The 25,025-nt window shown below is 65.1% G+C and carries 29 protein-coding genes and 1 pseudogene; 15 read left to right on the forward strand and 15 right to left on the reverse strand.

Annotation, left to right across the window (positions count from 1 at the left end; all coding sequences use genetic code 11):
* The first annotated feature begins 27 nt into the window (after positions 1-27).
* From FJV83_RS23025 to FJV83_RS23045, 5 genes are all read left to right on the forward strand, one after another.
* Positions 28-633: a DUF1236 domain-containing protein gene (locus tag FJV83_RS23025; protein WP_142886449.1), complete on the forward strand. Its 606-nt coding sequence runs from the start codon at positions 28-30 to the stop codon at positions 631-633.
* Between the two features lie 426 nt (positions 634-1,059).
* Positions 1,060-2,661, forward strand: a complete 1,602-nt coding sequence (gene ffh, locus FJV83_RS23030) for a signal recognition particle protein (RefSeq protein ID WP_142886448.1) — start codon at positions 1,060-1,062, stop codon at positions 2,659-2,661.
* 8 nt (positions 2,662-2,669) lie between these two features.
* Entirely contained in the window at positions 2,670-2,996 is a 327-nt protein-coding gene (locus FJV83_RS23035; protein WP_095774841.1) for a chorismate mutase, read from the forward strand.
* Between the two features lie 56 nt (positions 2,997-3,052).
* Entirely contained in the window at positions 3,053-3,454 is a 402-nt protein-coding gene (gene rpsP, locus FJV83_RS23040) for a 30S ribosomal protein S16 (protein WP_019862097.1), read from the forward strand.
* A 90-nt stretch (positions 3,455-3,544) separates the two neighbouring features.
* The gene (locus tag FJV83_RS23045; protein ID WP_142886447.1) at positions 3,545-4,390 is read left to right on the forward strand and encodes an acyl-CoA thioester hydrolase/BAAT C-terminal domain-containing protein; all 846 of its coding nucleotides are present in this window, start codon (positions 3,545-3,547) and stop codon (positions 4,388-4,390) included.
* Positions 4,391-4,455: 65 nt separating this feature from the next.
* Here FJV83_RS23045 and FJV83_RS23050 read toward each other — a convergent pair whose 3' ends face one another.
* The 4 genes from FJV83_RS23050 to FJV83_RS23065 all read right to left on the reverse strand — a co-directional run bounded on the left by FJV83_RS23050 (position 4,456) and on the right by FJV83_RS23065 (position 6,923).
* Complete coding sequence (locus FJV83_RS23050) at positions 4,456-4,719, reverse strand: YMGG-like glycine zipper-containing protein (protein ID WP_095774843.1); 264 nt, start codon at positions 4,717-4,719, stop codon at positions 4,456-4,458.
* Between the two features lie 130 nt (positions 4,720-4,849).
* Positions 4,850-5,401, reverse strand: coding sequence for an SRPBCC family protein (locus tag FJV83_RS23055; RefSeq protein WP_142886446.1), 552 nt, complete (start codon positions 5,399-5,401; stop codon positions 4,850-4,852).
* Between the two features lie 73 nt (positions 5,402-5,474).
* Positions 5,475-5,885, reverse strand: coding sequence for a DoxX family protein (locus FJV83_RS23060; protein WP_142886445.1), 411 nt, complete (start codon positions 5,883-5,885; stop codon positions 5,475-5,477).
* A 132-nt stretch (positions 5,886-6,017) separates the two neighbouring features.
* Complete coding sequence (locus tag FJV83_RS23065) at positions 6,018-6,923, reverse strand: bestrophin family protein (protein ID WP_142886444.1); 906 nt, start codon at positions 6,921-6,923, stop codon at positions 6,018-6,020.
* 173 nt (positions 6,924-7,096) lie between these two features.
* Between FJV83_RS23065 and FJV83_RS23070 the strand changes: the two genes are divergently transcribed.
* Positions 7,097-7,504, forward strand: a complete 408-nt coding sequence (locus FJV83_RS23070; RefSeq protein WP_142886443.1) for an ACT domain-containing protein — start codon at positions 7,097-7,099, stop codon at positions 7,502-7,504.
* A gap of 2 nt (positions 7,505-7,506) precedes the next feature.
* Here the strand turns inward: FJV83_RS23070 and FJV83_RS23075 are convergent, their stop codons facing one another.
* Together FJV83_RS23075 and FJV83_RS23080 are read right to left on the reverse strand one after the other, a co-directional pair.
* Positions 7,507-7,959 carry a GNAT family N-acetyltransferase gene (locus tag FJV83_RS23075; RefSeq protein ID WP_142886442.1) on the reverse strand — a complete coding sequence of 151 codons (453 nt, stop codon included), beginning with the start codon at positions 7,957-7,959 and terminating at the stop codon, positions 7,507-7,509.
* 161 nt (positions 7,960-8,120) lie between these two features.
* Positions 8,121-9,155, reverse strand: coding sequence for an aspartate-semialdehyde dehydrogenase (locus FJV83_RS23080; RefSeq protein ID WP_142886441.1), 1,035 nt, complete (start codon positions 9,153-9,155; stop codon positions 8,121-8,123).
* A 443-nt stretch (positions 9,156-9,598) separates the two neighbouring features.
* On the opposite strand from FJV83_RS23080, the gene FJV83_RS23085 reads away from it, so the two are divergent.
* The gene (locus FJV83_RS23085; RefSeq protein ID WP_142886440.1) at positions 9,599-11,482 is read left to right on the forward strand and encodes a DEAD/DEAH box helicase; all 1,884 of its coding nucleotides are present in this window, start codon (positions 9,599-9,601) and stop codon (positions 11,480-11,482) included.
* A gap of 2 nt (positions 11,483-11,484) precedes the next feature.
* On the opposite strand, the gene FJV83_RS23090 is transcribed toward FJV83_RS23085, so the two are convergent.
* Positions 11,485-12,906, reverse strand: coding sequence for a glycosyltransferase (locus FJV83_RS23090; RefSeq protein ID WP_185973423.1), 1,422 nt, complete (start codon positions 12,904-12,906; stop codon positions 11,485-11,487).
* 142 nt (positions 12,907-13,048) lie between these two features.
* Between FJV83_RS23090 and FJV83_RS23095 the strand changes: the two genes are divergently transcribed.
* The 4 genes from FJV83_RS23095 (at position 13,049) to FJV83_RS23110 (ending at position 15,513) form a co-directional block, all read left to right on the forward strand.
* Positions 13,049-13,753 (forward strand): DUF805 domain-containing protein, encoded by a 705-nt coding sequence (locus FJV83_RS23095; protein ID WP_142886438.1) that lies wholly within the window; start codon positions 13,049-13,051, stop codon positions 13,751-13,753.
* A gap of 70 nt (positions 13,754-13,823) precedes the next feature.
* Positions 13,824-14,477, forward strand: coding sequence for a DUF805 domain-containing protein (locus FJV83_RS23100; RefSeq protein WP_142886437.1), 654 nt, complete (start codon positions 13,824-13,826; stop codon positions 14,475-14,477).
* A 159-nt stretch (positions 14,478-14,636) separates the two neighbouring features.
* Positions 14,637-15,065 carry a polyketide cyclase gene (locus tag FJV83_RS23105; protein ID WP_142886436.1) on the forward strand — a complete coding sequence of 143 codons (429 nt, stop codon included), beginning with the start codon at positions 14,637-14,639 and terminating at the stop codon, positions 15,063-15,065.
* Positions 15,058-15,513, forward strand: a complete 456-nt coding sequence (locus FJV83_RS23110; RefSeq protein ID WP_142886435.1) for a MarR family winged helix-turn-helix transcriptional regulator — start codon at positions 15,058-15,060, stop codon at positions 15,511-15,513. The genes FJV83_RS23105 and FJV83_RS23110 overlap by 8 nt, the downstream gene beginning before the upstream one ends.
* 134 nt (positions 15,514-15,647) lie before the next feature.
* Here FJV83_RS23110 and leuB read toward each other — a convergent pair whose 3' ends face one another.
* The 5 genes from leuB to leuD all read right to left on the reverse strand — a co-directional run bounded on the left by leuB (position 15,648) and on the right by leuD (position 19,404).
* On the reverse strand, positions 15,648-16,751 hold the full coding sequence (gene leuB, locus FJV83_RS23115) for a 3-isopropylmalate dehydrogenase (protein WP_142886434.1): 1,104 nt from the start codon (positions 16,749-16,751) through the stop codon (positions 15,648-15,650).
* An 85-nt stretch (positions 16,752-16,836) separates the two neighbouring features.
* Entirely contained in the window at positions 16,837-17,187 is a 351-nt protein-coding gene (locus FJV83_RS23120; RefSeq protein ID WP_095792294.1) for a VOC family protein, read from the reverse strand.
* A 4-nt stretch (positions 17,188-17,191) separates the two neighbouring features.
* Entirely contained in the window at positions 17,192-17,584 is a 393-nt protein-coding gene (locus tag FJV83_RS23125) for a RidA family protein (RefSeq protein WP_142886433.1), read from the reverse strand.
* Positions 17,585-17,791: 207 nt separating this feature from the next.
* The gene (locus FJV83_RS23130) at positions 17,792-18,727 is read right to left on the reverse strand and encodes a hypothetical protein (protein WP_142886432.1); all 936 of its coding nucleotides are present in this window, start codon (positions 18,725-18,727) and stop codon (positions 17,792-17,794) included.
* Positions 18,728-18,798: 71 nt separating this feature from the next.
* The gene (gene leuD / locus FJV83_RS23135) at positions 18,799-19,404 is read right to left on the reverse strand and encodes a 3-isopropylmalate dehydratase small subunit (RefSeq protein WP_019862120.1); all 606 of its coding nucleotides are present in this window, start codon (positions 19,402-19,404) and stop codon (positions 18,799-18,801) included.
* Positions 19,405-19,694: 290 nt separating this feature from the next.
* On the opposite strand from leuD, the pseudogene FJV83_RS23140 reads away from it, so the two are divergent.
* From FJV83_RS23140 to FJV83_RS23155, 4 genes and pseudogenes are all read left to right on the forward strand, one after another.
* Positions 19,695-20,119, forward strand: a pseudogene (locus FJV83_RS23140) (GNAT family N-acetyltransferase).
* Positions 20,120-20,210: 91 nt separating this feature from the next.
* Positions 20,211-20,522 carry a metalloregulator ArsR/SmtB family transcription factor gene (locus tag FJV83_RS23145; RefSeq protein ID WP_210248228.1) on the forward strand — a complete coding sequence of 104 codons (312 nt, stop codon included), beginning with the start codon at positions 20,211-20,213 and terminating at the stop codon, positions 20,520-20,522.
* On the forward strand, positions 20,522-20,968 hold the full coding sequence (locus FJV83_RS23150) for an SRPBCC family protein (RefSeq protein ID WP_142886430.1): 447 nt from the start codon (positions 20,522-20,524) through the stop codon (positions 20,966-20,968). The genes FJV83_RS23145 and FJV83_RS23150 overlap by 1 nt, the downstream gene beginning before the upstream one ends.
* A 38-nt stretch (positions 20,969-21,006) precedes the next feature.
* On the forward strand, positions 21,007-21,498 hold the full coding sequence (locus tag FJV83_RS23155) for an SRPBCC domain-containing protein (protein WP_142886429.1): 492 nt from the start codon (positions 21,007-21,009) through the stop codon (positions 21,496-21,498).
* Positions 21,499-21,543: 45 nt separating this feature from the next.
* On the opposite strand, the gene FJV83_RS23160 is transcribed toward FJV83_RS23155, so the two are convergent.
* Genes FJV83_RS23160 through FJV83_RS23170 form a run of 3 tightly spaced genes read right to left on the reverse strand, consistent with a single transcriptional unit; the run spans position 21,544 to position 25,024 of the window.
* Positions 21,544-22,710 carry an FAD-binding oxidoreductase gene (locus FJV83_RS23160; protein WP_095774860.1) on the reverse strand — a complete coding sequence of 389 codons (1,167 nt, stop codon included), beginning with the start codon at positions 22,708-22,710 and terminating at the stop codon, positions 21,544-21,546.
* Between the two features lie 29 nt (positions 22,711-22,739).
* Entirely contained in the window at positions 22,740-24,341 is a 1,602-nt protein-coding gene (locus FJV83_RS23165; RefSeq protein WP_142886428.1) for an ATP-binding protein, read from the reverse strand.
* Complete coding sequence (locus tag FJV83_RS23170; protein WP_142878465.1) at positions 24,332-25,024, reverse strand: response regulator transcription factor; 693 nt, start codon at positions 25,022-25,024, stop codon at positions 24,332-24,334. The genes FJV83_RS23165 and FJV83_RS23170 overlap by 10 nt, the downstream gene beginning before the upstream one ends.
* Position 25,025 lies beyond the last annotated feature (1 nt).

Here is a 25,025-nt window from a genome sequence, read left to right on the forward strand (position 1 = left end):
GAGGGACCATGAAAACGGAGTGAGACCATGAAATCCGTCTTGTTGCCCGCAATCGCCGGGATGATGACCGTGTTGTCGGGCGCCGCCTTTGCCGACACCGCCGTCTCGGCCGTCACCGATCTCAACGTGCGCGCCGGGCCCGGTCCGCAATATCCTGTCATCGGCGTGCTCGCCGCCGGCCAGTCCGCGACGCTCAATGGCTGTATCGAAAACAGCAAATGGTGCACCATCGCCGAAGCCGGCGGCCAGGGCTGGGTCTATTCCGACTATGTAACGGCCGATTTCAGCGGCAGCCGGGTGATCCTGACGCAGCGTCCGCACAGCTCCAGCGTGGCAATCGTCTCGCCGCCGGAAGACATCGGCAATTATTCGACCGACTATACCGGGGCGATTGTCGCCGGCCAGCCGGCCGAGGACGCCTTTCCTCCGCCTCCGGCCGAGGTCCGCACCTATGTCGACACCCATCGCCTCGACCCCGTCTATCTCGACGGCGAGGTGGTGACCGGCGCGACCCTGCCCGACACGGTCGAGCTGCGCGAGATTCCGGACTACAACTACCGCTATGTCTATGTGAACGGTCAGCCGGCGCTGATCGACCCGCAGACGCGGCGCATCATGTACGTGGTGCGTTGACGGCGGTCGCGGTCGCGGCAACAGGTTGCCTGTATTGGGAAGCGCCACCCTTTGCGACGGGGTCCTTCTCCCCGTCACTATACGGGGAGAAGATGCCGGCAGGCAGATGAGGGGCTGCGCCGAGGTTCCGCCAAAAGCGCCGCCTGATTGCGACAAAAGCAACAGCGCGACCCGGCCCTTGTCTTGACTCCGCCGCCGATTTCCTGTCTACACGCCTCGAATTCCGCGACGAGTATCCCTCCGAGCAAGCCGACCAGGACGCCGAAGCCTCTTTGAGGTGGTGCTGTAAAGAGATCCTGGAGGCCAACACCCGGCAGCGCAATGCGCCCCCGGGTGCTTTTTGGTTTTGGGCTTTGCTTTTGCTTGGACAGTTGGCGCGAACGCATTACCTCTCGGGTCGAATGAACCGAGATCGAAGGACGCAATATGTTTGAATCGCTGCAGGAGCGTCTTGGCTCCATCCTGAACGGCCTGACCGGCCGCGGCGCGCTTTCCGAGGCTGATGTCTCGGCGGCGCTGCGCGAGGTGCGCCGTGCGCTGCTCGAGGCCGACGTGGCGCTCGAAGTGGTGCGCTCCTTCACCGACAAGGTGCGCGAGAAGGCTGTCGGCGCCGCGGTGCTGAAGTCGATCAAGCCCGGCCAGATGGTGGTCAAGATCGTCCATGACGAGTTGGTCGACATGCTGGGCGCCGAGGGCGTCGCCATCGACCTCAATGCGCCGGCCCCGGTCGTTATCATGATGGTCGGCCTGCAGGGCTCCGGCAAGACGACCACTTCGGCCAAGATCGCCAAGCGGCTGACCGAGCGCCAGAACAAGAAGGTTCTGATGGCCTCGCTCGACACGCGGCGGCCCGCCGCGCAGGAGCAGCTGCGCCAGCTCGGCGAGCAGACCAAGGTCGCGACGCTGCCGATCATTGCTGGCCAGAACCCCGTCGACATCGCCAAGCGCGCCGTGCAGGCCGCCAAGCTCGGTGGCCATGACGTCGTCATCCTCGACACCGCCGGCCGCACCCATATCGACGAGCCGCTGATGGTCGAGATGGCCGACATCAAGAAGGTGTCGAGCCCGCACGAGATCCTGCTGGTCGCCGATTCGCTGACCGGCCAGGACGCCGTCAACCTGGCGAAAAGCTTCGACGAGCGCGTCGGCATCACCGGCCTGGTGTTGACCCGCATGGACGGCGATGGCCGCGGCGGTGCCGCGCTTTCGATGCGCGCCGTCACCGGCAAGCCGATCAAGCTGATCGGCACCGGCGAAAAGATGGACGGGCTGGAGGAATTCCACCCCAAGCGCATCGCCGACCGCATCCTCGGCATGGGCGACATCGTCAGCCTGGTCGAGAAGGCCGCCGAGAACATCGACGCCGAGCAGGCGGCGGCGATGGCCAAGAAGATGCAGTCGGGCAAGTTCGACCTGAACGACCTCGCCCAGCAGCTTCAGCAGATGTCGAAAATGGGCGGCATGGGTGGCATCATGGGCATGATGCCCGGCATGGGCAAGATGAAGGACCAGATGGCTGCCGCCGGCCTCGACGACAGGATGTTCGGCCGCCAGCTCGCCATCATCTCCTCGATGACCAAGGCCGAGCGCGCCAATCCCGATATGCTCAAACACTCGCGCAAGAAGCGCATCGCCGCCGGCTCCGGCACCGACGCCGCCGAGATCAACAAGCTGTTGAAGATGCATCGCGGCATGGCCGACATGATGAAGGCGATGGGCGGCAAGGGCAAAGGCGGCGGCCTGATGCGCGGCATGATGGGCGGCCTTGCCTCCAAGATGGGGCTTGGTGGTTTGGGGGGCGGCGTGATGCCCGGCGGCATGGGCGGCATGCCCGATCTCTCCAAGATGGACCCCAAGCAGCTCGAAGCCCTGCAGAAGCAGGCGCAGGCCGCCGGCCTCGGCGGCATGAAGGGCATGCCCGGCGGACTTCCTGGCGGTGGCCTGCCAGGCCTGCCCGGCGGCATGAAACTTCCGGGGCTTCCCGGCCTCGGCGGAGGCGGACTGCCGGGCCTTGGCAAGAAGAAGTGAGAATACGGATGAACGAAGAAAAGGACATGGCCGACGCCCGCACCATCCTGGCCGGCTATCGCGCATCGATCGACAACATCGACGCCGCCCTCATCCACATGCTGGCCGAGCGCTTCCGCTGCACCAAGGCGGTCGGCGTGCTGAAGGCCGAGCATGGTTTGCCGCCGGCCGACCCGGCGCGCGAGCAGCAGCAGATCGCCCGTCTGCGCCAGCTGGCCAACGACGCGCATCTCGATCCCGATTTCGCGGAGAAATTCCTCAACTTCGTCGTCCGCGAAGTGATCCGCCACCACGAACAGATCGCCGCTGCCAACGGCGTGACGAAAACCGGCTGAAAACAAAGATTTAGCCGAACCATATCAACGAAATCAGAGCTTTTAGGAGATAAGAAATGGCACTGAAGATCAGACTGGCCCGTGCGGGCTCGAAGAAGCGTCCTTACTACCACGTCGTCGTCGCCGACGCCCGTTCGCCGCGTGACGGCCGGTTCATCGAGTCGCTCGGCTCGTGGAACCCGCTGCTGCCGAAGGACGGCGAGCGCGTCAAGGTCGACGCCGACCGCGTCAAGCACTGGCTGTCGCACGGCGCCCAGCCGACCGACCGCGTGCTGCGCTTCCTCGACGAGGCCGGCCTTGCCAAGCGCGACGCCCGCTCCAACCCGAAGAAGGCCGAGCCGGGCAAGAAGGCGCAGGAACGCGCCGCTTTGCTGAAGAAGGCGCAGGAAGACGCTGCCGCCGCCGTTGCGGCGGCTTCAGCCGCGCCGGCCGAGGCGGAAGCCGCCACCGCCGAATAAAGATCGCTTCATCGCATCGACAAAACGGCGGGCCGGTGCCCGCCGTTTTGCTATTGTGCGCCCGTGCCATGGCGGTATCGGATGGAACGGATGGGCGAACGGCCAGTCACGGAAGAAATCCTGTCCGGCCGCGTTGCCGGAACGCTGCTGCGATGCGCCGACGCCACGACGGGCGTCGTGGTGCTGAGCGGATCCAGCGGCCGTGTCGACGTCGCCCGCGCACGGCTGTTTGCCGGCGAGGGCGCATCCGCTCTAGCGCTGCAGTGGTTCGGCGGCGAAGGCCAGGTCCCCGGCATATGTGAAATCCCTCTGGAGATTTTTTTCGCCGCGACCGACCATTTTGTCGGGCTGGGCTGCCGGCGCATCGTCTATGTCGGCACGTCCAAAGGCGCCGAGGCGGCCTTGCTTGCGGCGGCGCACGACCCGCGCATCGACGCCGTGGCCGCGATCAGCCCGACATCGGTGGTGTGGGGCAATATCGGGCCGGGCCGCGACGGCACCAGCTGGCCCGAGCGATCGTCATGGACGCTGAAGGGGGTGCCGCTCCCGTTCGTTCCGACCGAGCCGAACTGGCGCGCGAGCCATGTCGATGGCCTTGTGTCCTACAGGGGGCTATTCGAGCATTGCCTGGCAAGCTTCAAGCAGGAGGCCGACAAGGCCGCCATTCCCGTCGAGGCTGTCTCGGCGCAGCTTGTGCTGGTCGCGGGCGGCGACGACGCGCTGTGGCCCTCGCTCGACTTTGCCCGATCGATTGTTCGGCGTCGAGAAGATGCCGGAAAGGCCACCCGCCTCGTCTCAAACCCCGATGCCGGCCACCGCATTCTCTTGCCGGGTGAAACCACCCCACGGTCCGCATTGCACGCCCATGGCGGCAATGATCAGGCCGATGCGCGTCTCGGCCGCGACGCCTGGGAATTGATCCGGGACCTGTTGTAGGCATTTTCAGACGAAAACGGCGAGCCTGCGCCCGCCGTTTTGCTGTCTTCAGTGCTGCCCGCCGCTCAATAGCCGCTTGGGCAGCGGTCGACATAGACACGGCCATTGCGGTCGCGGTAGCGGCACTGGCCACTTTCGCTGGCGTGGCCGATCAGGGCACCCGCCACGGCGCCGACCGCGCCTCCGACGACAGCGCCCTGGACCGGATCCCCAGCCACGGCCGCGCCGACCGCGGCGCCACCAAGGCCGCCTACAGCAGCGCCTTTTTCCGTCTGCGAGCACGCGCCCAACGCCATCGTCAGCACCAGAATGGTAATCGCCTTCTTCATTATGAAATCCTCTCTCTCACGCGGATCGCCGTCCTCGCCGCCATTTCGTTAACTCGCGTGCGGCTGATTTGATCCCTGGGAGAGTGACGATTGGCCGGCTTAGCGTCGACGACGGTTTCGGCACTTGCGATCAAGATTTTGAAATTGTTAGTCTTTGTTGCTCCGTTGTCTGCTTCAGATTGGCCAGGCCGGCCTCGAAATCCTTGCCGATCAGCTTGTCGAAGTCCATGAATAGGGCCATCAGCTTGGCGATGAACGGTCTTGCGCCGCGCATCGCCCAGGTGACAGCGGTGCTGTCGCCCGATGGCGTCAAGGTGAAGTCGACGCTGTTGTTGGCGCGGAACGGCTTCTCGAAATCGAGCTTGAGCGCGACCTGCGAGGACGGCACCGAATTGACGATCTCCATGCGCCCCTTGCCGGCCTTGCCATTGCCTTCCCAGGCATAGACGGCGCCCTTGCCGCTTTGCGCGCCCGAGACCGTGCGCTTCATGTTGGGGTCGAGCTTTTCGTAGGGCGACCATGTCGGCCAGCGGCTGAGATCGTTGATCAGCGGGAAGATCGCCTCCGGCGCAGCCTTGATGGTGGCCGTGCGGGTGGTGACGAAATCATTGGGCCGTGTCGCGGCGTAGATGAGGACGGCGGCGATGAAGACGACCAGGATGATGAGGATGGTGCTGAACATTTTTCTCTCCTCAAAGCAATTTCAGGAAAAGTGTGAAGCGGTTTCCCTCCGGAATTGCGTCAGAACAATGAGACTATCGGCTGAACGGGATCAGTGCGCGCACCTTGGGGTCGCGCAGATAGAGACCGCCCCACAGGATGATGCCGAGATAGACGCCGAACAGTGTGTGGGAGAACAGCGGGCTATCGATGCGCAGCTTTGTAGCGATGGCGCCGCCCATATAGGCGGTGAGCAGGATGGCGCCGAGCACCGAAGTGCGCGGCCAGGCGTAGAGCGCCGTCGAGACCAGGCCGATGACGCCGAGCAGGCGCGCGACATTGGCGTCGGCCGGCCAGCCGAGCGGCACCATGGTCTGGGTGACGATGTCGAGCGGCGGCAGCTTGATGGCGCCGTCGAAGATCATGAACAGGATGATGAGGCCGCTGAGCACGCGGCCGGTCCACAAGGCGCCGGACGAGGCAGGCGCGGTTTCGGAAATGCTCATCGGTGTTCCTCCCTGATGGTTCGAACCCCTTTCGCCGGGGTCGAACCAAGGACGCGGCACGAGGCGGCAATCCTACAGAGGGCTGGGTTTTTTCGATCCGTCCTTTGGCCGGCAGGCAAGCCGAACCGGATTCTAGGAGAAATAAAACTTCTCGGCCGGGAGCATCTTCGGCGGCGCTTCCCCCAGCGCCTCGAACACCGAGATCTCGCAGACGCGGCACAAGCCGTCGAGAGCGAGGTCGTTGGCTTCGGTGCCGAACGGGTCCTCGAGTTCCTCCGAAAGCGCATCGAGGCCGAAGAAGGTGTAGGCGATCAGCGCCGTGAACAGTGGCGTCGCCCAGCCGGTGGTCGAGATCAGCCCGATCGGCAGCAGCAGGCAGACGATATAGGCCGTGCGGTGCACCAGCAGCGTATAGGCGAAGGGCAAGGGCGTGCCGGCGATCCGCTCGCAGCCGGCCTGGATGGCGGCGATCGACGCCAGCCTTTCATCGAGAATGCGGAAGCCGATCGGATCGACGTCGCCCGCCCGGCGCTGCGCATTGGCGCGCCGGCCCATGCGCCGGACCATCTCGTCGGCCGGATTGGCAAAGGCTGCGACCGCCTCCGCCTCGGCGTCGATGAACGCGCGGGCGTCCTTGCTGCTGTCGGTCTTGCGCAGCTGGCCGCGCAGGAAATGGCAGAAGGCCAGCGCCTCCATCAGCATGGCGCGCTGTTCGGCCGGATCGGGAATGAGGCTGGTCGTGGCGCGCGCCAGGTTACGGATCTCGAAGACCAGCGTGCCCCACAGCTTGCGCGCTTCCCACCAGCGATCATAGGCGGCGTTGTTGCGGAACGACAGATAGATGGACAGCGTCACGCCGACCAGTCCGAACGGCGTGATGTTGAAGACGCCGAGATCGAGCTCGAACCATCGCGCCAGGACCAGGATGACCGCCGAATAGACGGCGAAGCCGAAGATCTGCGGCAGGATGCGCGGCACCACGGAGCCGCGCATGATGAAGAACAGCTGCAGGAAGTTGGGGCGCGGGCGAACGATCATGGACGGCCTTTCACGGGCCGGCATCGGCCCTGAGCTGCTCTATTGTGCAATGCGACAGATCCGCAAGCCCGGCCGCCAGCGACATCGCCATGTCGTGCGCGGTGCGGACTATCGGCATGTGCCGGTTGCGGATATTGAGAAGCCTGTTGTCCGTCCCAGTTCAGGCGAGAAAGATGACCGGCGAGACCGATCTGAAGACATTGTTGGCGTCGATGACGCCGGAATTGCTCGACGGCATCCATGTCTTCGCCACGCTGGCGCCTGGAGTTTCCCAGCCGAAGAACCTCGATCCGGTGATGGTGTTTCGCGAGCGCGAGGGCACGACGCTGATCGTGACCGAGGACGCGGCAAAGGCAGCCGGACTGGCCGCCTCGTTCCGCTGCCGGATGATCACGCTGAACATCCACTCATCGCTGGAAGCCGTCGGCTTCCTCGCCGCCATCACCACGCGGCTCGCCGCCGCCGGCATGGGCATCAATCCGGTCTCGGCGTTCTACCATGACCATCTGTTCGTTCCCGCCGATCGGGCGGAGGAGGCGCTCGGGCTGCTTCATCAGCTGGCCAAGGACCGTGCCGGCTGAAATCAACGCCCGCGTACATACAGAATATCCGGCAGGCCTTCTTCGTTGGTGGTGCCGTCGCTGAACGCTTCCGCGCGGAACCCATGGCGCTCATAGAAGCGCCGGGCGCCGGTGTTGGCCTGGAAGGAATGGAGTTTCGCGACCGGCAAAGCAGCGGTCGCGCCGATCAGCAGCCGGCTGCCAATGGCTTGCCCCGCCCAGGCCGGGTCGAGATAGAGCTGCTCGACCCAATCGCCGCTGACGGCAATGAAGCCGACAATCTCGCTGCCGGCTTCGGCGACCGTCACCTGCTGCCGTGGCAGCACGATGTCGCGGAGGAAGGCGAGGTCCTCGGCCGGCGTATGGATGACCGGCATCCAGTCGAAAGCGTTGAGCGACGCTCGCATAAGCCGGGCAATGGCAGCGGCATCTGAGCCGGTGGCCGGGCGCAGCGTGACAGGCCGAGCACCGTTCATAGAGTAAGCTCAATCCGAGGGGCAGGTGCGGGCTTTCCCTTCTCCCCGTGTGGGAGAAGGAAAAGGTGCCCTAAGCCCGCGACCGCCGGTCGTCCGGCGCGCCCGCGCAGGGCCAGCCGCGGCAGCGGCGATACGGCCCGTGAGCGAGAAAAGAACCGCCGTCAGGCCGCCTTCTTCTTCGGCTGGATCAGGCCGCGTTCGACGAGGAGCTCGGCGATCTGCACCGCGTTGAGCGCCGCGCCCTTGCGCAGATTGTCGGAGACGACCCACATCGACAGGCCGTTGTCGACGGTGGAATCCTCGCGGATGCGCGAGATGAAGGTGGCGTCCTCGCCGGCCGATTCCAGCGGCGTGATGTAGCCGCCGTCCTCGCGCTTGTCCAAGACCTGGCAGCCCGGCGCGTCGCGCAGGATGTCGCGTGCCTCGTCGGCGGTGATCGGCTTCTCGAACTCGATGTTGACCGCTTCCGAATGGCCGATGAACACCGGCACGCGCACGCAGGTCGCCGTCAGCTTGATCTTGGGGTCGAGCATCTTCTTGGTCTCGGCGACCATCTTCCACTCTTCCTTGGTGAAGCCGTCGTCGAGGAAGACGTCGATATGCGGAATGACGTTGAAGGCGATGCGCTTGGTGAACTTCTTGACGTCGACCTGGTCGGCGACGAACACCGCACGGGTCTGGGTGAAAAGCTCGTCCATGCCTTGCTTGCCGGCGCCCGACACCGACTGGTAGGTGGCGACGACGACGCGCTTGATGGTGGCGAAATCATGCAGCGGCTTCAGTGCCACGACCAGCTGCGCGGTCGAGCAGTTCGGGTTGGCGATGATGTTCTTGCGCGTGAACAGCGAGATCGCGTCCGGGTTCACTTCCGGCACGATCAGCGGCACGTCCTGGTCGTAGCGGAAGGCCGACGAATTATCGATGACGACGCAGCCCTGCTTGCCGATCTTCGGCGACCATTCCTTGGAGACATTGCCGCCGGCCGACATGACGCAGATGTCGGTGTCGGAAAAATCATACTGGTCCAGCGCCTTGACCTTCAGCGTGCGGTCGCCGAACGACACTTCCGTGCCCTGGCTGCGCCGCGACGCCAGCGCCACCACTTCGCTTACCGGAAAACCGCGCTCTTCCAGTATATTGAGCATTTCCCGGCCCACATTGCCCGTGGCGCCGACGACTGCAACCTTGAAACTCATAAAGATCTCCTGTCCCTCTCCGCTTGGTTTTTGGAGAAAACCCGCCGGCCAATGCGGGTTCCGTCCCCCGGGCCGGACCCGGGAGAGGGTGGTTAGGCCAAGGGAATCACAACGTTTTGGTGGTGGTTTTCTTGGCCGTGGTTTTGCTGGAACGAGGGGACGCGCCGACGCGCCCGGCCCAATGGTTCGCATTGCGGCTGGGGGCATCGAATGCAAGAAGAGCCATCAAAAGGCCGCGCATCGAAAAAACGATCCCGTTCGAAGCGGGCTTTTACGCGGTTTGCGGCAGGAGTCAATGCGCGGCGCGGCGCATGGCCTTCATGGCGCGCCCTGTACAAGAGCGGCGGCAGGAAGTACGAACGGCCAAGATTGTTGGGCTGGCGCGGCGCCGGCCCCGATGTGCTCCATGATGAGCGCAGAACCCTGAATTCCGAAAGAGCGAGATGTCCAACTTTGAAGGTATCGTCCCGGCGCTGGCACAGGCGCTGGAAAAACGCGGCTATTCCGAACTGACGCCGGTGCAGAAGGCGGTGCTGGAACTCGGCCAGGCCGATGCGCTGGTGTCGGCGCAGACCGGCTCCGGCAAGACCGTGGCCTTCGGCCTTGCCATGGCGCCGACGCTTCTCGACGGCGCCGAGCGTTTTGGCCCGGCCACGGCGCCGCTGGCCTTGGCGGTGGCGCCGACGCGCGAGCTTGCGCTGCAGGTGACACGGGAACTCGAATGGCTTTACGAGCCGACCGGCGCCACGGTGGCGTCCTGCGTCGGCGGCATGGACATGCGCACCGAGCGGCGCGCGCTGGAGCGTGGCGCCCATATCGTCGTCGGCACGCCCGGCCGCCTGCGCGACCACATCACCCGCAACTCGCTCGACATGTCGGGGCTGAAGGCGGTGGTGCTCGACGAGGCCGACGAGATGCTCGATCTCGGTTTTCGCGAGGACCTCGAATTCATCCTCGATGCCGCGCCGGCAGAGCGCCGCACGCTGATGTTCTCGGCCACCGTGCCGCGTTCGATCGCCACGCTGGCGCAGGGCTACCAGCGCGATGCCGTGCGCATCTCCGCCGCCGGCGAGGAAAAGCAGCATCTCGACATCGAATACCGGGCGCTCAACGTCGCCCAGGCCGACCGCGAGAACGCCATCATCAACGTGCTGCGTTTCTACGAGGCCAAGAACGCGCTGGTGTTCTGCAACACGCGCGCCGCCGTCAATCACCTGACCGCACGCTTCAACAACCGCAATTTTTCCGTCGTCGCCCTTTCGGGCGAGCTCAGCCAGAACGAGCGCAGCCACGCGCTGCAGGCGATGCGCGACGGCCGCGCAAAAGTCTGCATCGCCACCGACGTCGCGGCGCGCGGCATCGACCTGCCCAACCTCGAACTGGTCATCCACGCCGACCTGCCGACCAATCCCGAAACGCTGCTGCACCGCAGCGGCCGCACCGGCCGCGCCGGGCGCAAGGGCGTCAGCGCACTGATCGTGCCGGGCAGCGCCCGCAGGCGCACCGAGCGGCTGTTGCAGAACGCCGGCCTCAAGGCGACCTGGGCGAGCCCGCCCTCCGCCGACGATGTGATGCGCCGCGACGACGAGCGCATCCTCGCCGATCCGGCCTTCGACGAGCCGGTGAAGGACGAAGAGCGCGCTTTCATCGACGCGCTTCTCGCCAAGCATGGCCCCGAACAGGTGGCGGCCGCCTTCGTGCGCCAGTGCCGCGCCAGCCGCTCGGCGCCCGAGGATCTCATGGACGTCGCCCCGTTCACGCCTTCGCGTGAAAGACTGGCGCGCGAAAGACCGGGCGGCGAAAATTTCGCCCAGCGCGACGAGGCGCCGAGCCGCCGTGACGATTTCGGCGCCAGCGTCTGGTTCTCGCTGTCGGTCGGACGCAGGCAGAATGCCGAGCCGCGCTGGCTGATCCCGATGCTGTGCCGCACCGGCAGCATCTCGAAGCGCGAGATCGGCGCCATCAAGATGCAGCCGGAAGAGACCTTCGTGCAGATCGCCGCGGACTGGGCCGACCGTTTTCTCGCCGCCATCGGGCCCGACCGCAAACTGCAGGGCAATATCGTGGTCAAGCGGCTCGACGGCACGCCGGACCTGTCGCGGGCCGGCTATCAGCCGCCCAGCCCCGACAAGAAGCCGCATCGCGGCAAGGCGCCATTCGACCCGAACGCGCCGAAGCGCAAATTCGAGAAGCGCGCACCGGCCTCCGTCGACCAGCGCCCGGCAGCCGCGCATGAGGCAAAGCCGTGGGCGAAAAAGCCGGGCAAGCCGAAGTTCGACAATGCCGGCCCGCCGAAGCACAAGAAGCCGAAGAAGCGGCCTTCGTAACCCTACGAACGCCGGGACGCGCTCTCTTTCAGGCCGGCCTTGATGGCCGACCAGCTGGCGGCCGCCGGCGTCGGCCGATGGTTTTGGGCGATGCGCTCCGCCAATGAGGAACGCCAGGCATGATCCTCAGCCATCCTGCGGATGGCGGCGTACCAGCCGGCCTGGTCTTCGGAATCGATCGCCGGCATCAGCCCGCCGCTCGCCTCGATCAGCGACGGCGCCGTCGACACGATGACCGGAACGCCGAAATCGAGACATTCCGAGGCGCCGTAGCCCCAGCCCTCTATATGCGAGGGAAAAACGCCGAAGGTGGCGCTGCGATAATAGCCGATGAGCTGCTCATCGCTGACCAGTCCGGTGAAGGTGACCGACTGGAGCAGTTCGGGATGCGCCTTGAGAAAAGCGCGCAGCGGTTCGATCATCCAGCCCCAGCGCCCGGCGCAGACAAGCCTTGGCAGCTTGACGCCCTCTTCCCGCGCCTGCTGCCAGATCCGCGCCAGCAATATGTGGTTCTTGCGCACTTCGATGGTCGAGCAATAGAACACGAACGGCTCGCCGGCCTCGATGCGCGAGGTCGCGCCGATGCGCGATGCCGTCTCGTGCAGGATGGAAGGCATCGGAAACCGGTACACCTCCGGCGCGCCGATGCCGGCCTTGCGCATATATTCGGTCAGCGTCGCGCCGACCTCGTCGGAGGCGCAGAATGCCGGCGCACCGGCGCGCACGAGCTGCTCGAGATCGGAGCCGAAACGGCGCTCGCCGGCGCTCAAGCCGATCAGGTCGGGGCGCAATGCCGGGATGATGTCGTGACACAGGAAGGCAACCTTGCCGGCGCCGCCCGAAACGGCGAACCGGTCTTCCTGGGTCAGGATGTGATGGCTGATCAGCACAAGGGCGGGCTCCGTCTCGGCCGGCCGGGCCGGGGCCTCTCGCAAACCAAGGCGGATCCGCGCCCGCTGGTACAGGCGATAGGCGCGGATCGACAGCCGCGTCGCCTGCCAGGCGATCCCCATGCCGCCATTGGTCACCGTCCTGGCCAGATGGCGGTCCGCGTCACGCTTGTCCCAGGGCTGCTGCCGCACCGCCTCGAAAGCCCGCGACAGCGCCGCGCGTCTCCCCGGCCACCGCTTGACACGATGCGGTGAAATCTCGCCGGCCGCGACGTGGTCCTGTTCGAAAGGCGCAAGCGGCCGGAACCGGCCTTCGCCTGGCCTGAACGCCACCACCTCCACGTCGGGGTCGGGATCCGCCAACGCCGCGTTGACGAGAAAGCTCTCCACCCGTGGAATGCCCGCCAGGCCCTTGCCGGGCGGCCAGAACATCAGGCCGGTCGCATCGATGGCCAGTGCAGGGGCAAGCCTCGCCGGCCTTGCGGCCTGCCCTTCCTCGGTCCCGGCGCTGGCATCGGAATGCTCGACTGTCATGGTCTGCTTCGGTGAAGACGGCTGCACGTCAAGCCTTATGCTCGATTTGCCGCTAATATGGTAGCCATGCCGCACGGTCTTGCCCGTGGGCTCGGCCCTGTGCCACATCTTGGCGGGGACGCGGCGACAAGGGGGGTGGGTGATGCGTGGCGAAGTGCTTCACTATGACGAGGACCAGGGTTTCGGCTTCATCACCGGAGCCGACGGCAACCGCTACACATTCACCCGCGAAAACCTTCGCCGGCAAACCGCGATGGCCAAGGGGACGGCGGTGGAATTCCAGCCGGGCGGCGGCCAGGCGCGTGACGTTTTCTCGATCGCCACCCAGGCCGCAAGCCCGGCCGCCGGCATAAACCCCGCACCGGCTCAGGCCAATCCCGTACCCGCGGCCGTCGCAGCGCCGGCGCAGCATTTCGGCCGGACGGCCGAGCCGGCAGAGCCCACCGATCTCTGGTCCTATTTCTGGAGCGGTGTGACCCGGAACTACTTCAATTTCGCCGGCCGCGCCCGGCGCAAGGAATATTGGGGCTATTGCCTGTTCTGGACGATCGCGTTGCTGGTGGTCGTCGGCATCGGCGTTTTCACCGATGCCGAGATAGGCAATTTCGACAACGCCGAGCTGCCGGCGATGACAGTGGGGCTTTTCGGCATGTTCCTGCTGGCCACCTTCCTGCCCAGCCTCGGCATGATCGTGCGCCGCCTGCACGACCTCGGCCTGACCGGCTGGCTCTGCCTGCTCATCCTGATCCCGACCTTCGGCAGCCTGATCATTCTCGTCTTCGCATTGATCCCGACACAGGGGCGCGAAAACCAGTGGGGGCCAGTGCCGGCGGGGGTCAGAGTTTAGCGTGGCGTGCATATTGCACTTGTGAACAACCCTGGGTAGCATGCTGGCGAGGCGATGCAGGGGGAAAGCAATGCGCGGTACGGTGTTTCACTACGACGCGGATCAAGACTACGGTTACATCGACGGCGCTGACGGCAAGCGCTATTTTTTCACACGGACGGATCTGAGCCAGGAGATAGCCCTCGTCAGAGGCCGTCTTGTCGAATTCCAGCCGGACGACGGAACTGCGCGCAACATCGTCGCCGCGAGTTCGCCCGCACCGTCGGCGACCCCTGGCCAGCCTGGCCTTGCCACTGAAACCCGGCCCACTCGTTCCACAGGACTGTGGGCATACTTCCTGTGCACGGTCAGTGTGGATTTTTTCAATTTCAACGGACGCGCCCGTCGCAAGGAATATTGGGCCTTCTGGCTGTGCTCGACCGTCCTGGTGTTTGCCATGCTGGGTTTCGGGATACTCGTGGATCTTGCCATCAACGGTTTCCGCGACGTTCCGAGCAGGAATGCGATCGGATTCCTGCCCTTCTTTATTTTCGCTTTGGCACTCAACCTGCCCTGGATCGCGCTTGCCGTGCGACGTCTTCACGACTTCGGCCGGAGCGGCTGGTTTGTCTTGCTCTGCTTCATCCCAGGCATCGGTGGCGTAGCCGTGCTGGTCTTCGGGCTTGTGCCATCCCAGGCGGGCAAGAACGCCTGGGGGCCGGCGCCCGCAGGGGTCGGAGTTTAATCGCCGGTTTTCCCGACAAAAGGGGGAATTCACTCCCAAAAGCGGTCGTTCGGCCGAACGTCGTCACGGCTGAAGATTCCTCTTGCAATTTAATCCGCGCACAGATAGTCTGTGCACAGACCGAATGATCGATCGACCAAGACGAATGGAGCCAGGACAATGTGGAGCAATGAATACACCGCGATTTCCTCCCTTCCCTCAGCAGCCATCTGGAACGCGCTGAAGGCGTTGCACGAGGGCCGCCTCACCTATCAAGGGTCCGACACTTTCGTGCTGCACGGCCCGTTCGCCAAGGGCACCCGCGTCTCGGTGACGCCGGTCGGGCAGGACACGTTCGAACCGACCATCGTCGATCTCGTCGATAACGTCACCTATGCCGACGAGACTTCGTTCGGTGACACGAAATTGCTGTTCCGGCACACGCTGGTGCCGGTCGAGGGCGGCACGCAGGTGACGCACCGGCTGGAAATTTCCGGCCCCTCGGCAGCCGAGGTCGGACCCGAGCTCGGCCCGCAGATCAGCGGCGATTTCGACGTATCGATGGCTAAATTGTTCGAGCAGGCAAAGGAGTTGGCGAACGGTGGCTGATGGACGGGATTTGAAGACGCGCTTCAGCGGACCTTCGGAGAGCCCCGGCTTGTTGTTGTGGCGAACCACCATGCGCTGGCAGCGCGTCATGACCGCGGCATTGGCGCCGCTCGACCTGACACATGTCCAGTTCGTGCTCCTGGCCTCCGCCATGTGGCTCGGCCGCAATGGGGAGCCGCCCAACCAGGTGCAGCTCGCCGCCCAGGCCGGCACCGAGGTGAAGATGACCTCGGACGTCGTTGCCCGGCTCGAGGCCAAGGGTTTGATCGCGCGGGAAGCCGACCCCAGGGATTCGCGTGCCAAGGTGATCCGCGTCACCCCGGCCGGGGCCGCCGCCGCGCAGCGCGCCATCGTTGCCGTGGAGACCGCCGACGCGGCCTTTTTCGAACCGGTGGACGAAGCGCAACTCGTCGGCCTGCTGCAGCAGCTGGCCGGCGAAATACGCTAGAGCAATTCCAGGAAACGTGTGAGCGGTTTTCCCGGGAAAAGCGCATAGCGCTTTCCCTTGGGAATTGTGTCAAAACAAAGAGTTAGAGCGGTTCGCCGTTTCCATGAAACGGTGAAACGCTCTAACTGAGCGGGTTAACCCAGGAACTTGGCGATGATCGCGTCGCCCATCTCGACCGTGCCGACTTCGGTCATGCCCGGCGAGAAAATGTCCTTCGTCCGCAGGCCCTGATCGAGCACGGCGGCGATCGCGCCCTCCAGCCTGTCGGCTTCATCGACCATGCCGAAGGAATAGCGCAGGCACATGGCGAAGGAAGCGATCATGGCGATCGGGTTGGCGATGCCCTTGCCGGCGATGTCGGGCGCCGATCCGTGCACGGGCTCGTAGAGCGCCTTGCGCTTCTTGGTCTTGACGTCTGGCGCGCCGAGCGAGGCGGACGGCAGCATGCCGATCGAGCCGGTCAGCATGGCGGCGATGTCGGACAGCATATCGCCGAACAGATTGTCGGTGACGATGACGTCGAACTGTTTTGGCCAGCGCACCAGCTGCATGCCGCCGGCATCGGCCAGCATGTGGTCGAGCTTGACGTCGGAGTAGCGCGCCTTGTGCGTCTGGGTGACCACCTCGTTCCACAGCACGCCCGACTTCATGACGTTGCGCTTTTCCATCGAGGTCACATGATTGCGACGCGTCCGCGCGAGCTCGAAGGCGACGCCCGAAATGCGCTCGATCTCGAACGTGTCGTAGACCTGCGTGTCGATGCCGCGCTTCTGGCCGTTGCCGAGATCGATGATCTGCTTGGGTTCGCCGAAATAGACGCCGCCGGTCAGCTCGCGCACGATGAGGATGTCGAGGCCTTCGACCACCTCCTGCTTGAGCGAGGAGGACGCGGCGAGCGCCGGATAGCAGATGGCGGGGCGCAGGTTGGCGAACAGCTCCATGTCCTTGCGCAGCCGCAGCAGGCCGGCCTCGGGGCGCACCTCGTAAGGCACGGCATCCCATTTCGGTCCGCCGACGGCGCCGAACAGCACCGCGTCCGCCGCCATCGCCTTGGCCATGTCGGCATCGGAAATCGCCGCGCCATGCGCGTCGTAGGCGCATCCGCCGACCAGGCCCTCATCGGTGGCGAAGCCGCTGCCGAGCTTTTCGTTCATGGCCGATATCAGCTTCTTGACCTCGGCCATGGCCTCGGGGCCGATGCCGTCGCCGGGGAGCAGGAAAAGATGCTTCGTTGCCATGGAAAAACCGTCCCAGAAAGATTTGAACCGCGGCCTTGCTAAACGCCAAGCGCTGGCGGCGCAAGCCTGCGGTTCACAACCGCGATCACCGATGTGAGAGAATGTTGACCAGCCGGCCCAGGGGATCGCGCACATAGAAGCGCCGCACGCCCCACGGTTCGTCGGCCGGGCCGTATTCGATGGCGAAGCCGGCGGCCTTCATGCCTTCGAGTGCCGCCTCGACATCGTCGACCTCGATCGACAGGTCCGGCACCGGCGTGCCGGAGCCGCCTTGCGCCATGAAGGAGACCTGCACCTGCATCTTTTCCTCGGAGCCGTAAGTGGCGATCCAGCCCTGGTCCATCAGCACGTCGAGGCCAAGCACATCATGGTAGAAGCGCTTCGCCGCCGCCGCATCCCGCGTCTCGATATTGGCCACGATGCGCCGGACCTTCATGGTCTCAGCGCCCCGGAGCCGAGCGTCGCAGCGCCGTGACCTCGATCTCGATCTTCATTTCCGGCTTGTTGAGCTGGCACACGATCATCGTCGCCGCCGGCCTGATGTCGCCGAAGGTCTCGCCCAGGATAGGGAAGACCACGTCCACAAAGGCCTGGTCGGTGATGTAGTAATGCGCCCGCACCACGTCTGATATCTCGAAGCCGCCATCGGCCAGCGCCTTGCCGATCGTCGCCAGGCAGTTGCGCGTCTGCGCCTCGACCGTCTCCGGCATCGTCATCGACGTGTAATCATAGCCGGTCGTCCCGGACACGAAGCACCAGTCGCCCTGCACCACCGCGCGCGAATAGCCGGCGGTCTTCTCGAAGGGCGAACCGGTGGAGATCAGTTTGCGCATTGGGGGCCTCCTTGGATTTGCTGAGCGTCCGTCTAGCAGAGGAGGACGATCCGGTCGTGGGCCAAGCCGAGCGGACCATTGTCACGATGCGGCGAAGTGCTGCCTCCCTCCCGTCGTCATCCTATGGCGAAGCAAGGAGCGTAGCGACGCAGCTGCGCGTCGCTCCGCCCGTGGATGACGAAAGCGCTGCGCAGACATATGGACGCCCTAATTCGCCGACGACAGCGCCTTATCCAGCGCTTCTTTCACGTCGGCCGGCCATGTCGCCACCGCCGGCCAGGCGTTCGGCTGGCCATTGTCGCCGCGGCGGGCGAAGTAGAGCTTGTGCTTGGCCGGATCGACGGCCATGAAGCCGTCATTGCCGCCGCAATCATGCGGCACGCAGCCACTGGCATAGAAGGCGCCCGACGCGGTCTTTTCCGTGCCGCCGCCGACCAGCAGGCTGGTCGCCATGTCGGGCATGTCCTTGCCGAGCAGCTTTTCGGCTTCCTTGTAGACCGCCTCATTGTGGAAGGCGTCGATGATGTTGTCGTAGGTCGACGGGTCGATGTCTTTCCAGTCGGTCCCGGGTTCCGGCATGTAGGTCAAATTGCCGGAGGTGGTCAGTCCCGATGTCGGCGACCACTGCAGGGCCGGCTTCTGATCGCCCGGCAGCAGATAGGGCACGAAATAGATGGCGCTGTCGGAGATCGCCGCCGGCGGCGCGCCGCATTCGTCCTGCTCGACCATCGTGGTCTTGATCTCGCCGTCCTTCGGCTTCCAGACGATCACCTTGGCCGGGCCGCATTGATTGCCGCCGTCGCCGACATCGACCAGCGCCACGTTGACGTCGCCGATCTTCACGATCCTGTCGAAGAAGACATCGTAGTTGCTGGCCAGCTGCTTGCCATCATAGGCGAGCACCTTCTCGCCGTCCTGCTCGGGCTGCGTGATGGTCAGTTGGCCGCCCTCGAACGGTATCGGCGCCTGCTTGTCGTCGTCGGCGGGCGCCGCGTCGCTGGTGCTCGACGATCCCTGGTCGGTCGCCGGCTGGCCGGCCGGCTTCTGGGCTGCAGCTGGCGTCTGCGTCTGCGCAAAGGCGCTCACGCTGGGCACCAGCAACAAGGCCAAGCCGCAAACGCCGGCAAGAAGCGAACGTGCCATGACTGTCCCTCCCTTCAGTCGCCACCAAACCCGGCCTGAACCCGGCCGGGCCTATCGTCGGACGGTGCCGCTCAGGCCCAGGGACGCTGTTCGGCGTTCTTCTTCTCGAACGAGGCGATGGCGCCGGCCTTCTCCATGGTCAGGCCGATATCGTCGAGCCCGTTGAGCATGCAGTGCCGCTTGAAGTCGTCGAGGTCGAACTTGACCACGCCGCCATCCGGGCCGCGGATTTCCTTGGCTTCGAGGTCGATCGACAAAGTGGCGTTGGAGCCGCGCGAGGCGTCGTCCATCAGCTTCTCGAGATCCTCGGGGCTGACGGTGATCGGCAGCACGCCGTTCTTGAAGCAGTTGTTGTAGAAGATGTCGGCGAAAGAGGTCGAGATGACGCAGCGAATGCCGAAGTCGAGCAGCGCCCAGGGCGCGTGCTCGCGGCTCGAGCCGCAGCCGAAATTGTCGCCGGCGACCAGGATCTGCGCCTTGCGGTAGGCCGGCTTGTTGAGCACGAAATCCGGATTTTCCGAACCGTCGTCATTGTAGCGCATCTCGGCGAACAGGCCGGTGCCGAGGCCGGTGCGCTTGATCGTCTTGAGATAATCCTTCGGGATGATCATGTCGGTGTCGACATTGACGATCGGCATCGGAGCGGCGACGCCGGTGAGCTTGGTGAATTTTTCCATGGCTTTTGCCCGTGTTTTCGTTGCGGGGGATTTGCTGACGCCCCGTTTACACAAAGCCGAGGGCAAATAAAAGGCAACTGTTCGTGCGCGCTGCATCGCCTATGGCGGCGCAAGGCCAATTTGAAATCTGCGACGACCCGCCCCGTCTCGACCGGGGGCCTCCAGCATGTAGCTGGCGCTCTTCCCCTGAGCTACGGGCTGCCGTAGTGGCTGTACCATGCCGCACGCTGCAAATGAGCCACCTCAAAAATGGCTTCGAAATTCTAGCCCGCTGATGCAGTCTGGCGGCCATGGCTGAAAACCCCCATGTCGTCTACGCAAGCGAGCCCGCGCTCGACATCGCCGAATTCCGCCGCGTGCTGGTGGAGTCCGGCCTCGGCGAGACACGGCCTGTCGATGATCCCGCCAGGCTGCGCCATGCTGTCCGGCGCCAATCTTGTGCTGACCGCGCGCCTCGACATCGAAGGCAAGCCGCTGATCGGCGTGGCCCGCGCAGTCACCGACTTTCTCGTGGGTCTGCTACATCTCGGAGCTCGCCGTCTCCCGATCGGCGCAGGGGCTCGGCATCGGCAAGGGCCTGATGGACGAGGCGCGGCGGCAGCTCGGGCCGTCGGTCGCCATCAGCCTGATTTCCGTGCCCGATGCGGTCGGCTTTTACGAACGCATCGGCATGAAACGCATGGCCGAAGCCTTCTGGTTTTCCCGCAAGGGCTGACTTTTTCTCCCGTGGCCGCGCCCAGCCGCCGACGGCGCACGATCTTGCCGCTTGACATGCAACCAAATGGTTGCATATTAAAGCCATGAGCATGGATGCAGTCTTTCGCGCCTTGGCCGACCCGACACGCCGGCAATTGCTGGACAACCTCCATGCCCGGAACGGGCAGACGCTGAACGCGCTGTGCGCGGAGATGGACATGACACGCCAGGCGGTGACCAAGCATTTGGCGATCCTGGAGGAGGCCAACCTCGTCACCGCGCTGCGCAAGGGACGCGAGAAGCAGCACTACCTGAACCCGGTTCCGATCAACGAGATCGCCGAGCGCTGGATCGGCAAGTTCGAGCGCCATCGGCTGGATGCATTGAGTGATCTGAAGAAACGCCTCGAAAGGGAAGACTGATGAGCAACAGCTTCGTTTACGTGACCTACATCCGCACCACGCCCGAAAAACTCTGGGAGGCGCTCACCGACCCGCAGTTCAACCGGCAGTTCTTCCTCTGCTCCTATCAGGAAAGCGAGTGGAAGGTCGGCTCCAGCTGGAAACTGATCTTCCCCGACGGCCGCGTCGCCGATTCGGGCGAGATCCTCGAGATCGACCCGCCCAAGCGCCTGGTCATCAAATGGCGCAATGAATGGCTGCCGGAGGTCAAGGAAGACGGCTACACGCGCTGCACCTTCGCCATCGAACAGGACGGCGAACTGATGAAGCTTGCCGTCACCCACGAGGCCGACGGCCCGCACCGGCTGATCCCGAATGTCTCCAAGGGCTGGCCGCTGGTGCTGGCCAGTCTCAAGAGCCTGCTCGAGACCGGCAAGGGTTTCGAGCGCCCGCCAACGAAAGGGTGAAGGGCTCGTTTCGATACCGAAACAAAACGGAGGCATCGATGATGCACATCCTCGGGGTACAGAGCATGACCAATGGCGAGACGATCATGGCGTCGGCCGAGATCGAAGCGCCCGCGGAACGCATTTTTCGCGCGCTGGTCACGAGCGAGATAGAGCAATGGTGGGGGACCGCCGACACCTACCGAATGGCCGACTGGTCGGCCGACCTTCGCGTCGGCGGCCGCTGGACTGTCGTCGTCCGCACGGCCGACGGCAGGGACCTGCCGGCCGGCGGCGAGTTCCTCGAGATCGAAGCGCCACGCCGGATCGTGCAGACACGGGCCTATGCCTGGGACCATCCGACGCTTGGCCGGCGGCAAACCACGGTCGCGTGGCTGCTTGAGCCGACCGCCAAGGGTACGCGCCTCACCGTCTGCCATGGCGGTTTTGCCGGCCTGAGCGATGCGGCGGCCGAGCATGCCGAGGACTGGGGCCGGGTGCTGGCCTGGCTGCAGGCTTATGTCGAGGCCGGGAGACTGGCGGCGGCTTAGGCGCCTCTTCCTTCTCCCCTTGTGGGAGAAGGGACCGGCCGCTTCTCAAATCACGTTCAATTCCCGGAACGCCCGTCCCTGGGCCACCCGCTCATAGCCGAACGCCGAGCAGTCGATCGTCCGGTACCCGCCATGCACCAGGAACTCGGCCAGCGCCTTGCCGACCGCCGGCGCCTGCTGCAGGCCGTGGCCGGAAAAGCCGTTGGCGAAGAGGAAATTGCCGACTTCTGGATGCGGCCCGATCACCGCGTTCTGGTCGAGCGTGTTGTAGTCGTAGTGCCCGGCCCAGGCGCGGGTCGCCTTGATTGCCTCGAAGGCGGGAATGCGGGTCGCCAGCACCGGCCAGATCACCTCTTCGAACAGCGGCCAGTCGACCTCGAAATCGCTGGGGTCAGCCGGGCCGTCGCCCTCTTCCGGCTCGGCGCCGCCGGTGAGGTAGACCGAGCCTTCCGGCCGCACATAGATGCCGGAGGGATCGACCAGCAGCGGCATGTCGGCATATTTCTCGCGCGCTTCGAACACGAAGACGTTGCGCTTGCGCGGCTCGACCGGCAGCGCCAGCCCGGCAAGAGCCGCGACCTTGCCGGCATTCGGCCCGGCGGCGTTGACGACGATGCCGGCCTCTAAGGTCTGGCCATTGTCGAGCGAGACGCCGGTGACGCGGTTGCCGTCGCGCGCAATGCCGGTGACGGAAGCGGCGATGAAGTCAATCTTCTTGTCGCGCAGCGCCTTGCGGAACAGCGTCAGCATCGCATGCGCGTCGAACCAGCCTTCGCCGGTCCGGCCATAGGCGCCGGCGGAAATACCCTCGGCCGACAGCCAGGCAAAGCGCCGCGTCAGCTGCTCGGCGTCCTCGAGCACGATGTCGGCGCCTTCGGCGACCTGCGCATCATGGTTTGCCTTGAGCACCGGCAGGCCGTTCTCTCCGGCCAGGATGAGATAGCCGCCCTCGCGGAAACCGATATCGGCATCGGCGCCGAACGTCTCCTTCAGCCGCCGGAACAGGTTCAGCGTGAATTGCGACAGGCGGATGTTTTCCGGAATGGAAAATTGCTGGCGGATCGAGGCCATGGACAGCGTCGTCGCCGCATGGGCGAATTGCGGGTCGCGCTCGATGAGCGCGATGGAGCCGGAAAACCCTTCCTCGCGCAGATAATAGGCAATGGACGACCCGACGATGGCCCCGCCGATGATGACGATGTCGTAGCGCATTTTCTCTCCGATCCGAGCCGGCGGCCTGTCTATGCCGCCGGCAGTGTGATCTCGAAGCGCGTGCCGCGCTCGCTGTCAACCAGCCGGATCATGCCATCATGCGCTTTCAGGAGGGCCAGCACGATGCCGAGGCCCATGCCGGTGCCGCCGGTGGAGCGCCGCGTGGTGAAGAACGGCTCGAAGATGCGCGCCCGGTTGCTCGGCGAAATGCCGGCGCCGTCATCGCCGACCAGAACTGTCGCCTTGCCGCCGGCGCTTGTCGCGGTGATCGAAACCAGCGTCGCGCCATGCCTGGCGGAATTGTCGATGAGATTGGCAAGCACGATTGCCGCGTTCTCGGCCGAGATGCGCAAGGCGAGATCGCCGCCCGCCTCGACGCGGACCATCAGCCTGGTGTCGGCGGGCAGCAGCGCCAGCGCGGCACCGATCGAGGTGCTTTCGCCGCTCGGTGCAAGATTTTCGGCCTTGGCCAGATCGAGCAGCCGCCGCACCAGCAGATTGAGCCGCCCGGCATCGGTGACGATGTTGTTGGAGAAGCGCCGCCGCTCCTCATCATCCATCGCGCTGCCGGAATCGCGCAGCAATTCGGCCGCGCCCTGGATCGCCGTCAGCGGCGATTTGAGCTCGTGCGAGACATGGGTGGCGAAGGTCTGGATCGAGTCCGATCGCGCCTGCAGTCTTTCGGCCATGTCGAGGAAAGCGGCGGACAGCTCGGCCATTTCGTAGGTGCCATGATGGTCGAGCGGCCGGATCGCGTCGCGCTCGCCGGCGGCGATGCGCTGGGTGCGGTCGATCAGCGCATAGATCGGCCGGCTGACGGTGCGCAGGAACACCAGGCCGATGAGCAGCGTGCCGCCGAGGATGGCGATCGCCGCCAGGGTCACCTTGCCGCGTTCGCCATAGAGATGCTTGATGATGTTGTTGGGTGTCCGCGAGACATAGACCACGCCGGCGAGCTTGCCATCGACGGCCACCGGCAGGGCGACGAAGACCCGTACCTTGGTGCCGCGGCTGACCGAATAGAGCGGTGGCGTCGGCTGGTCGGGAATGCGCAGCCTGAGCGTGCTGGCATAGTGGCCACCAAGGGCGGTTCGCACTTCATCGACCTCGCCAAGCGACTGCCCGACCTCGCCGCGCCCGGCAATGACGACGCCCCGGGGATCGAGCAGCCGGAAGCCGGCCAGCGTGGTTTTCTGCGTGGCGTCGAGAATGCCGGACAGGCGCGCGCCGATCGCGGCGAAGGCCGGATCGGCGGTGACGGACATGGCGGCCGGCCGGGTCGGAAGCACGGCGTCGGAGGCGAGATCGAGGCGCGGCTCGATCGGCCGGTACGGTCCGTCGGGATTGGCGGCTCGGCTGGCGCTGCCATTGGCCTGCGGCATCGGCGCGCCGAGTTTGTCCGGGGGAATGCCGGCGTCGCGCACCTCCTGCGCATAGATGGCGGCAATGGCCGCCCCTTGCGCGATCAGCTCCGCCTCGGTCTGGCGGATCAGCTGGTTCTCGTAGAGGCGGAAGAAGAACAGGCCGACCAGCGGCAAGGCCATTACCATGATCAGGATGGCGACGACGACCGTGGCAAGCCTTGGCCGCCATTTGCGGCCGATCCATTTGCTGGACGTCGTCAGCCGCATCGGCCGAGCCGGAAGCCGACGCCATGCACGGTCTCGATGGCGTCCAGGCAGCCCACCGCCGCCAGCTTGGCGCGGATGTTGCGGATATGGCTGTCGACGGTGCGGTCGGCGACATGGATCTTGCCGGCGTAGGCGTTTGCCATCACCGCGTCACGGTCGAGCACATGCGCCGGCCGCGCCAAAAACCCTTTCAGAATCGAGAACTCTATCCCCGTCAGGGCAAGCGGCTTGCCGTCGAAGGCGGCAGCGTGGCTGGCCGGCGCCAGAGTGAGCTTGCCATGCGAAAACTGCCGGTCGTCGGCCGCTGCGGCCGGCGCCGGGCGGGCGCGGCGCAGGATGACGTTGACGCGGGCGACCAGCTCGCGCGGGCTGAACGGCTTCGTCACATAGTCGTCGCCGCCCATTTCGAGCCCGAGTATGCGGTCGATCTCCTCGTCGCGCGCGGACAGGAACAGCACCGGCACATCCGATGTGTGGCGCAGCCGCCGGCAGACCTCCAGTCCGTCCATCTCCGGCATGCCGATGTCGAGCACGACCAGGTCGGGCGCCCGGCGTCCGATTTCCTGCAAGGCGGCGGCGCCGTCGGCCACCCCAAGCGTCTTCATGCCGGCCTTTTCCAGCGCGAAGCAGATCACTTCGCGGATATGCGGGTCATCGTCGGCGACGAGGATGTGATGCGGCATC

Source organism: Mesorhizobium sp. WSM4307, from assembly GCF_007003945.1.
Taxonomy (GTDB): Bacteria; Pseudomonadota; Alphaproteobacteria; order Rhizobiales; family Rhizobiaceae; genus Mesorhizobium.

Coding starts and splice junctions, on each gene's coding strand:
- FJV83_RS23050 (WP_095774843.1), bottom strand. CDS start 4,719: ATGAAGAAGGCGATTACCATTCTGGTGCTGACGATGGCGTTGGGCGCG.
- FJV83_RS23035 (WP_095774841.1), top strand. CDS start 2,670: ATGAACGAAGAAAAGGACATGGCCGACGCCCGCACCATCCTGGCCGGC.
- FJV83_RS23125 (WP_142886433.1), bottom strand. CDS start 17,584: ATGCGCAAACTGATCTCCACCGGTTCGCCCTTCGAGAAGACCGCCGGC.
- rpsP (WP_019862097.1), top strand. CDS start 3,053: ATGGCACTGAAGATCAGACTGGCCCGTGCGGGCTCGAAGAAGCGTCCT.
- FJV83_RS23075 (WP_142886442.1), bottom strand. CDS start 7,959: ATGAACGGTGCTCGGCCTGTCACGCTGCGCCCGGCCACCGGCTCAGAT.
- leuB (WP_142886434.1), bottom strand. CDS start 16,751: ATGGCAACGAAGCATCTTTTCCTGCTCCCCGGCGACGGCATCGGCCCC.
- leuD (WP_019862120.1), bottom strand. CDS start 19,404: ATGGAAAAATTCACCAAGCTCACCGGCGTCGCCGCTCCGATGCCGATC.
- FJV83_RS23060 (WP_142886445.1), bottom strand. CDS start 5,885: ATGAGCATTTCCGAAACCGCGCCTGCCTCGTCCGGCGCCTTGTGGACC.
- FJV83_RS23045 (WP_142886447.1), top strand. CDS start 3,545: ATGGGCGAACGGCCAGTCACGGAAGAAATCCTGTCCGGCCGCGTTGCC.
- FJV83_RS23090 (WP_185973423.1), bottom strand. CDS start 12,906: ATGACAGTCGAGCATTCCGATGCCAGCGCCGGGACCGAGGAAGGGCAG.
- FJV83_RS23095 (WP_142886438.1), top strand. CDS start 13,049: ATGCGTGGCGAAGTGCTTCACTATGACGAGGACCAGGGTTTCGGCTTC.
- FJV83_RS23025 (WP_142886449.1), top strand. CDS start 28: ATGAAATCCGTCTTGTTGCCCGCAATCGCCGGGATGATGACCGTGTTG.
- FJV83_RS23155 (WP_142886429.1), top strand. CDS start 21,007: ATGATGCACATCCTCGGGGTACAGAGCATGACCAATGGCGAGACGATC.
- FJV83_RS23085 (WP_142886440.1), top strand. CDS start 9,599: ATGTCCAACTTTGAAGGTATCGTCCCGGCGCTGGCACAGGCGCTGGAA.
- FJV83_RS23105 (WP_142886436.1), top strand. CDS start 14,637: ATGTGGAGCAATGAATACACCGCGATTTCCTCCCTTCCCTCAGCAGCC.
- FJV83_RS23160 (WP_095774860.1), bottom strand. CDS start 22,710: ATGCGCTACGACATCGTCATCATCGGCGGGGCCATCGTCGGGTCGTCC.
- FJV83_RS23100 (WP_142886437.1), top strand. CDS start 13,824: ATGCGCGGTACGGTGTTTCACTACGACGCGGATCAAGACTACGGTTAC.
- FJV83_RS23070 (WP_142886443.1), top strand. CDS start 7,097: ATGACCGGCGAGACCGATCTGAAGACATTGTTGGCGTCGATGACGCCG.
- FJV83_RS23065 (WP_142886444.1), bottom strand. CDS start 6,923: ATGATCGTTCGCCCGCGCCCCAACTTCCTGCAGCTGTTCTTCATCATG.
- ffh (WP_142886448.1), top strand. CDS start 1,060: ATGTTTGAATCGCTGCAGGAGCGTCTTGGCTCCATCCTGAACGGCCTG.
- FJV83_RS23150 (WP_142886430.1), top strand. CDS start 20,522: ATGAGCAACAGCTTCGTTTACGTGACCTACATCCGCACCACGCCCGAA.
- FJV83_RS23120 (WP_095792294.1), bottom strand. CDS start 17,187: ATGAAGGTCCGGCGCATCGTGGCCAATATCGAGACGCGGGATGCGGCG.
- FJV83_RS23130 (WP_142886432.1), bottom strand. CDS start 18,727: ATGGCACGTTCGCTTCTTGCCGGCGTTTGCGGCTTGGCCTTGTTGCTG.
- FJV83_RS23170 (WP_142878465.1), bottom strand. CDS start 25,024: ATGCCGCATCACATCCTCGTCGCCGACGATGACCCGCATATCCGCGAA.
- FJV83_RS23165 (WP_142886428.1), bottom strand. CDS start 24,341: ATGCGGCTGACGACGTCCAGCAAATGGATCGGCCGCAAATGGCGGCCA.
- FJV83_RS23055 (WP_142886446.1), bottom strand. CDS start 5,401: ATGTTCAGCACCATCCTCATCATCCTGGTCGTCTTCATCGCCGCCGTC.
- FJV83_RS23080 (WP_142886441.1), bottom strand. CDS start 9,155: ATGAGTTTCAAGGTTGCAGTCGTCGGCGCCACGGGCAATGTGGGCCGG.
- FJV83_RS23145 (WP_210248228.1), top strand. CDS start 20,211: ATGGATGCAGTCTTTCGCGCCTTGGCCGACCCGACACGCCGGCAATTG.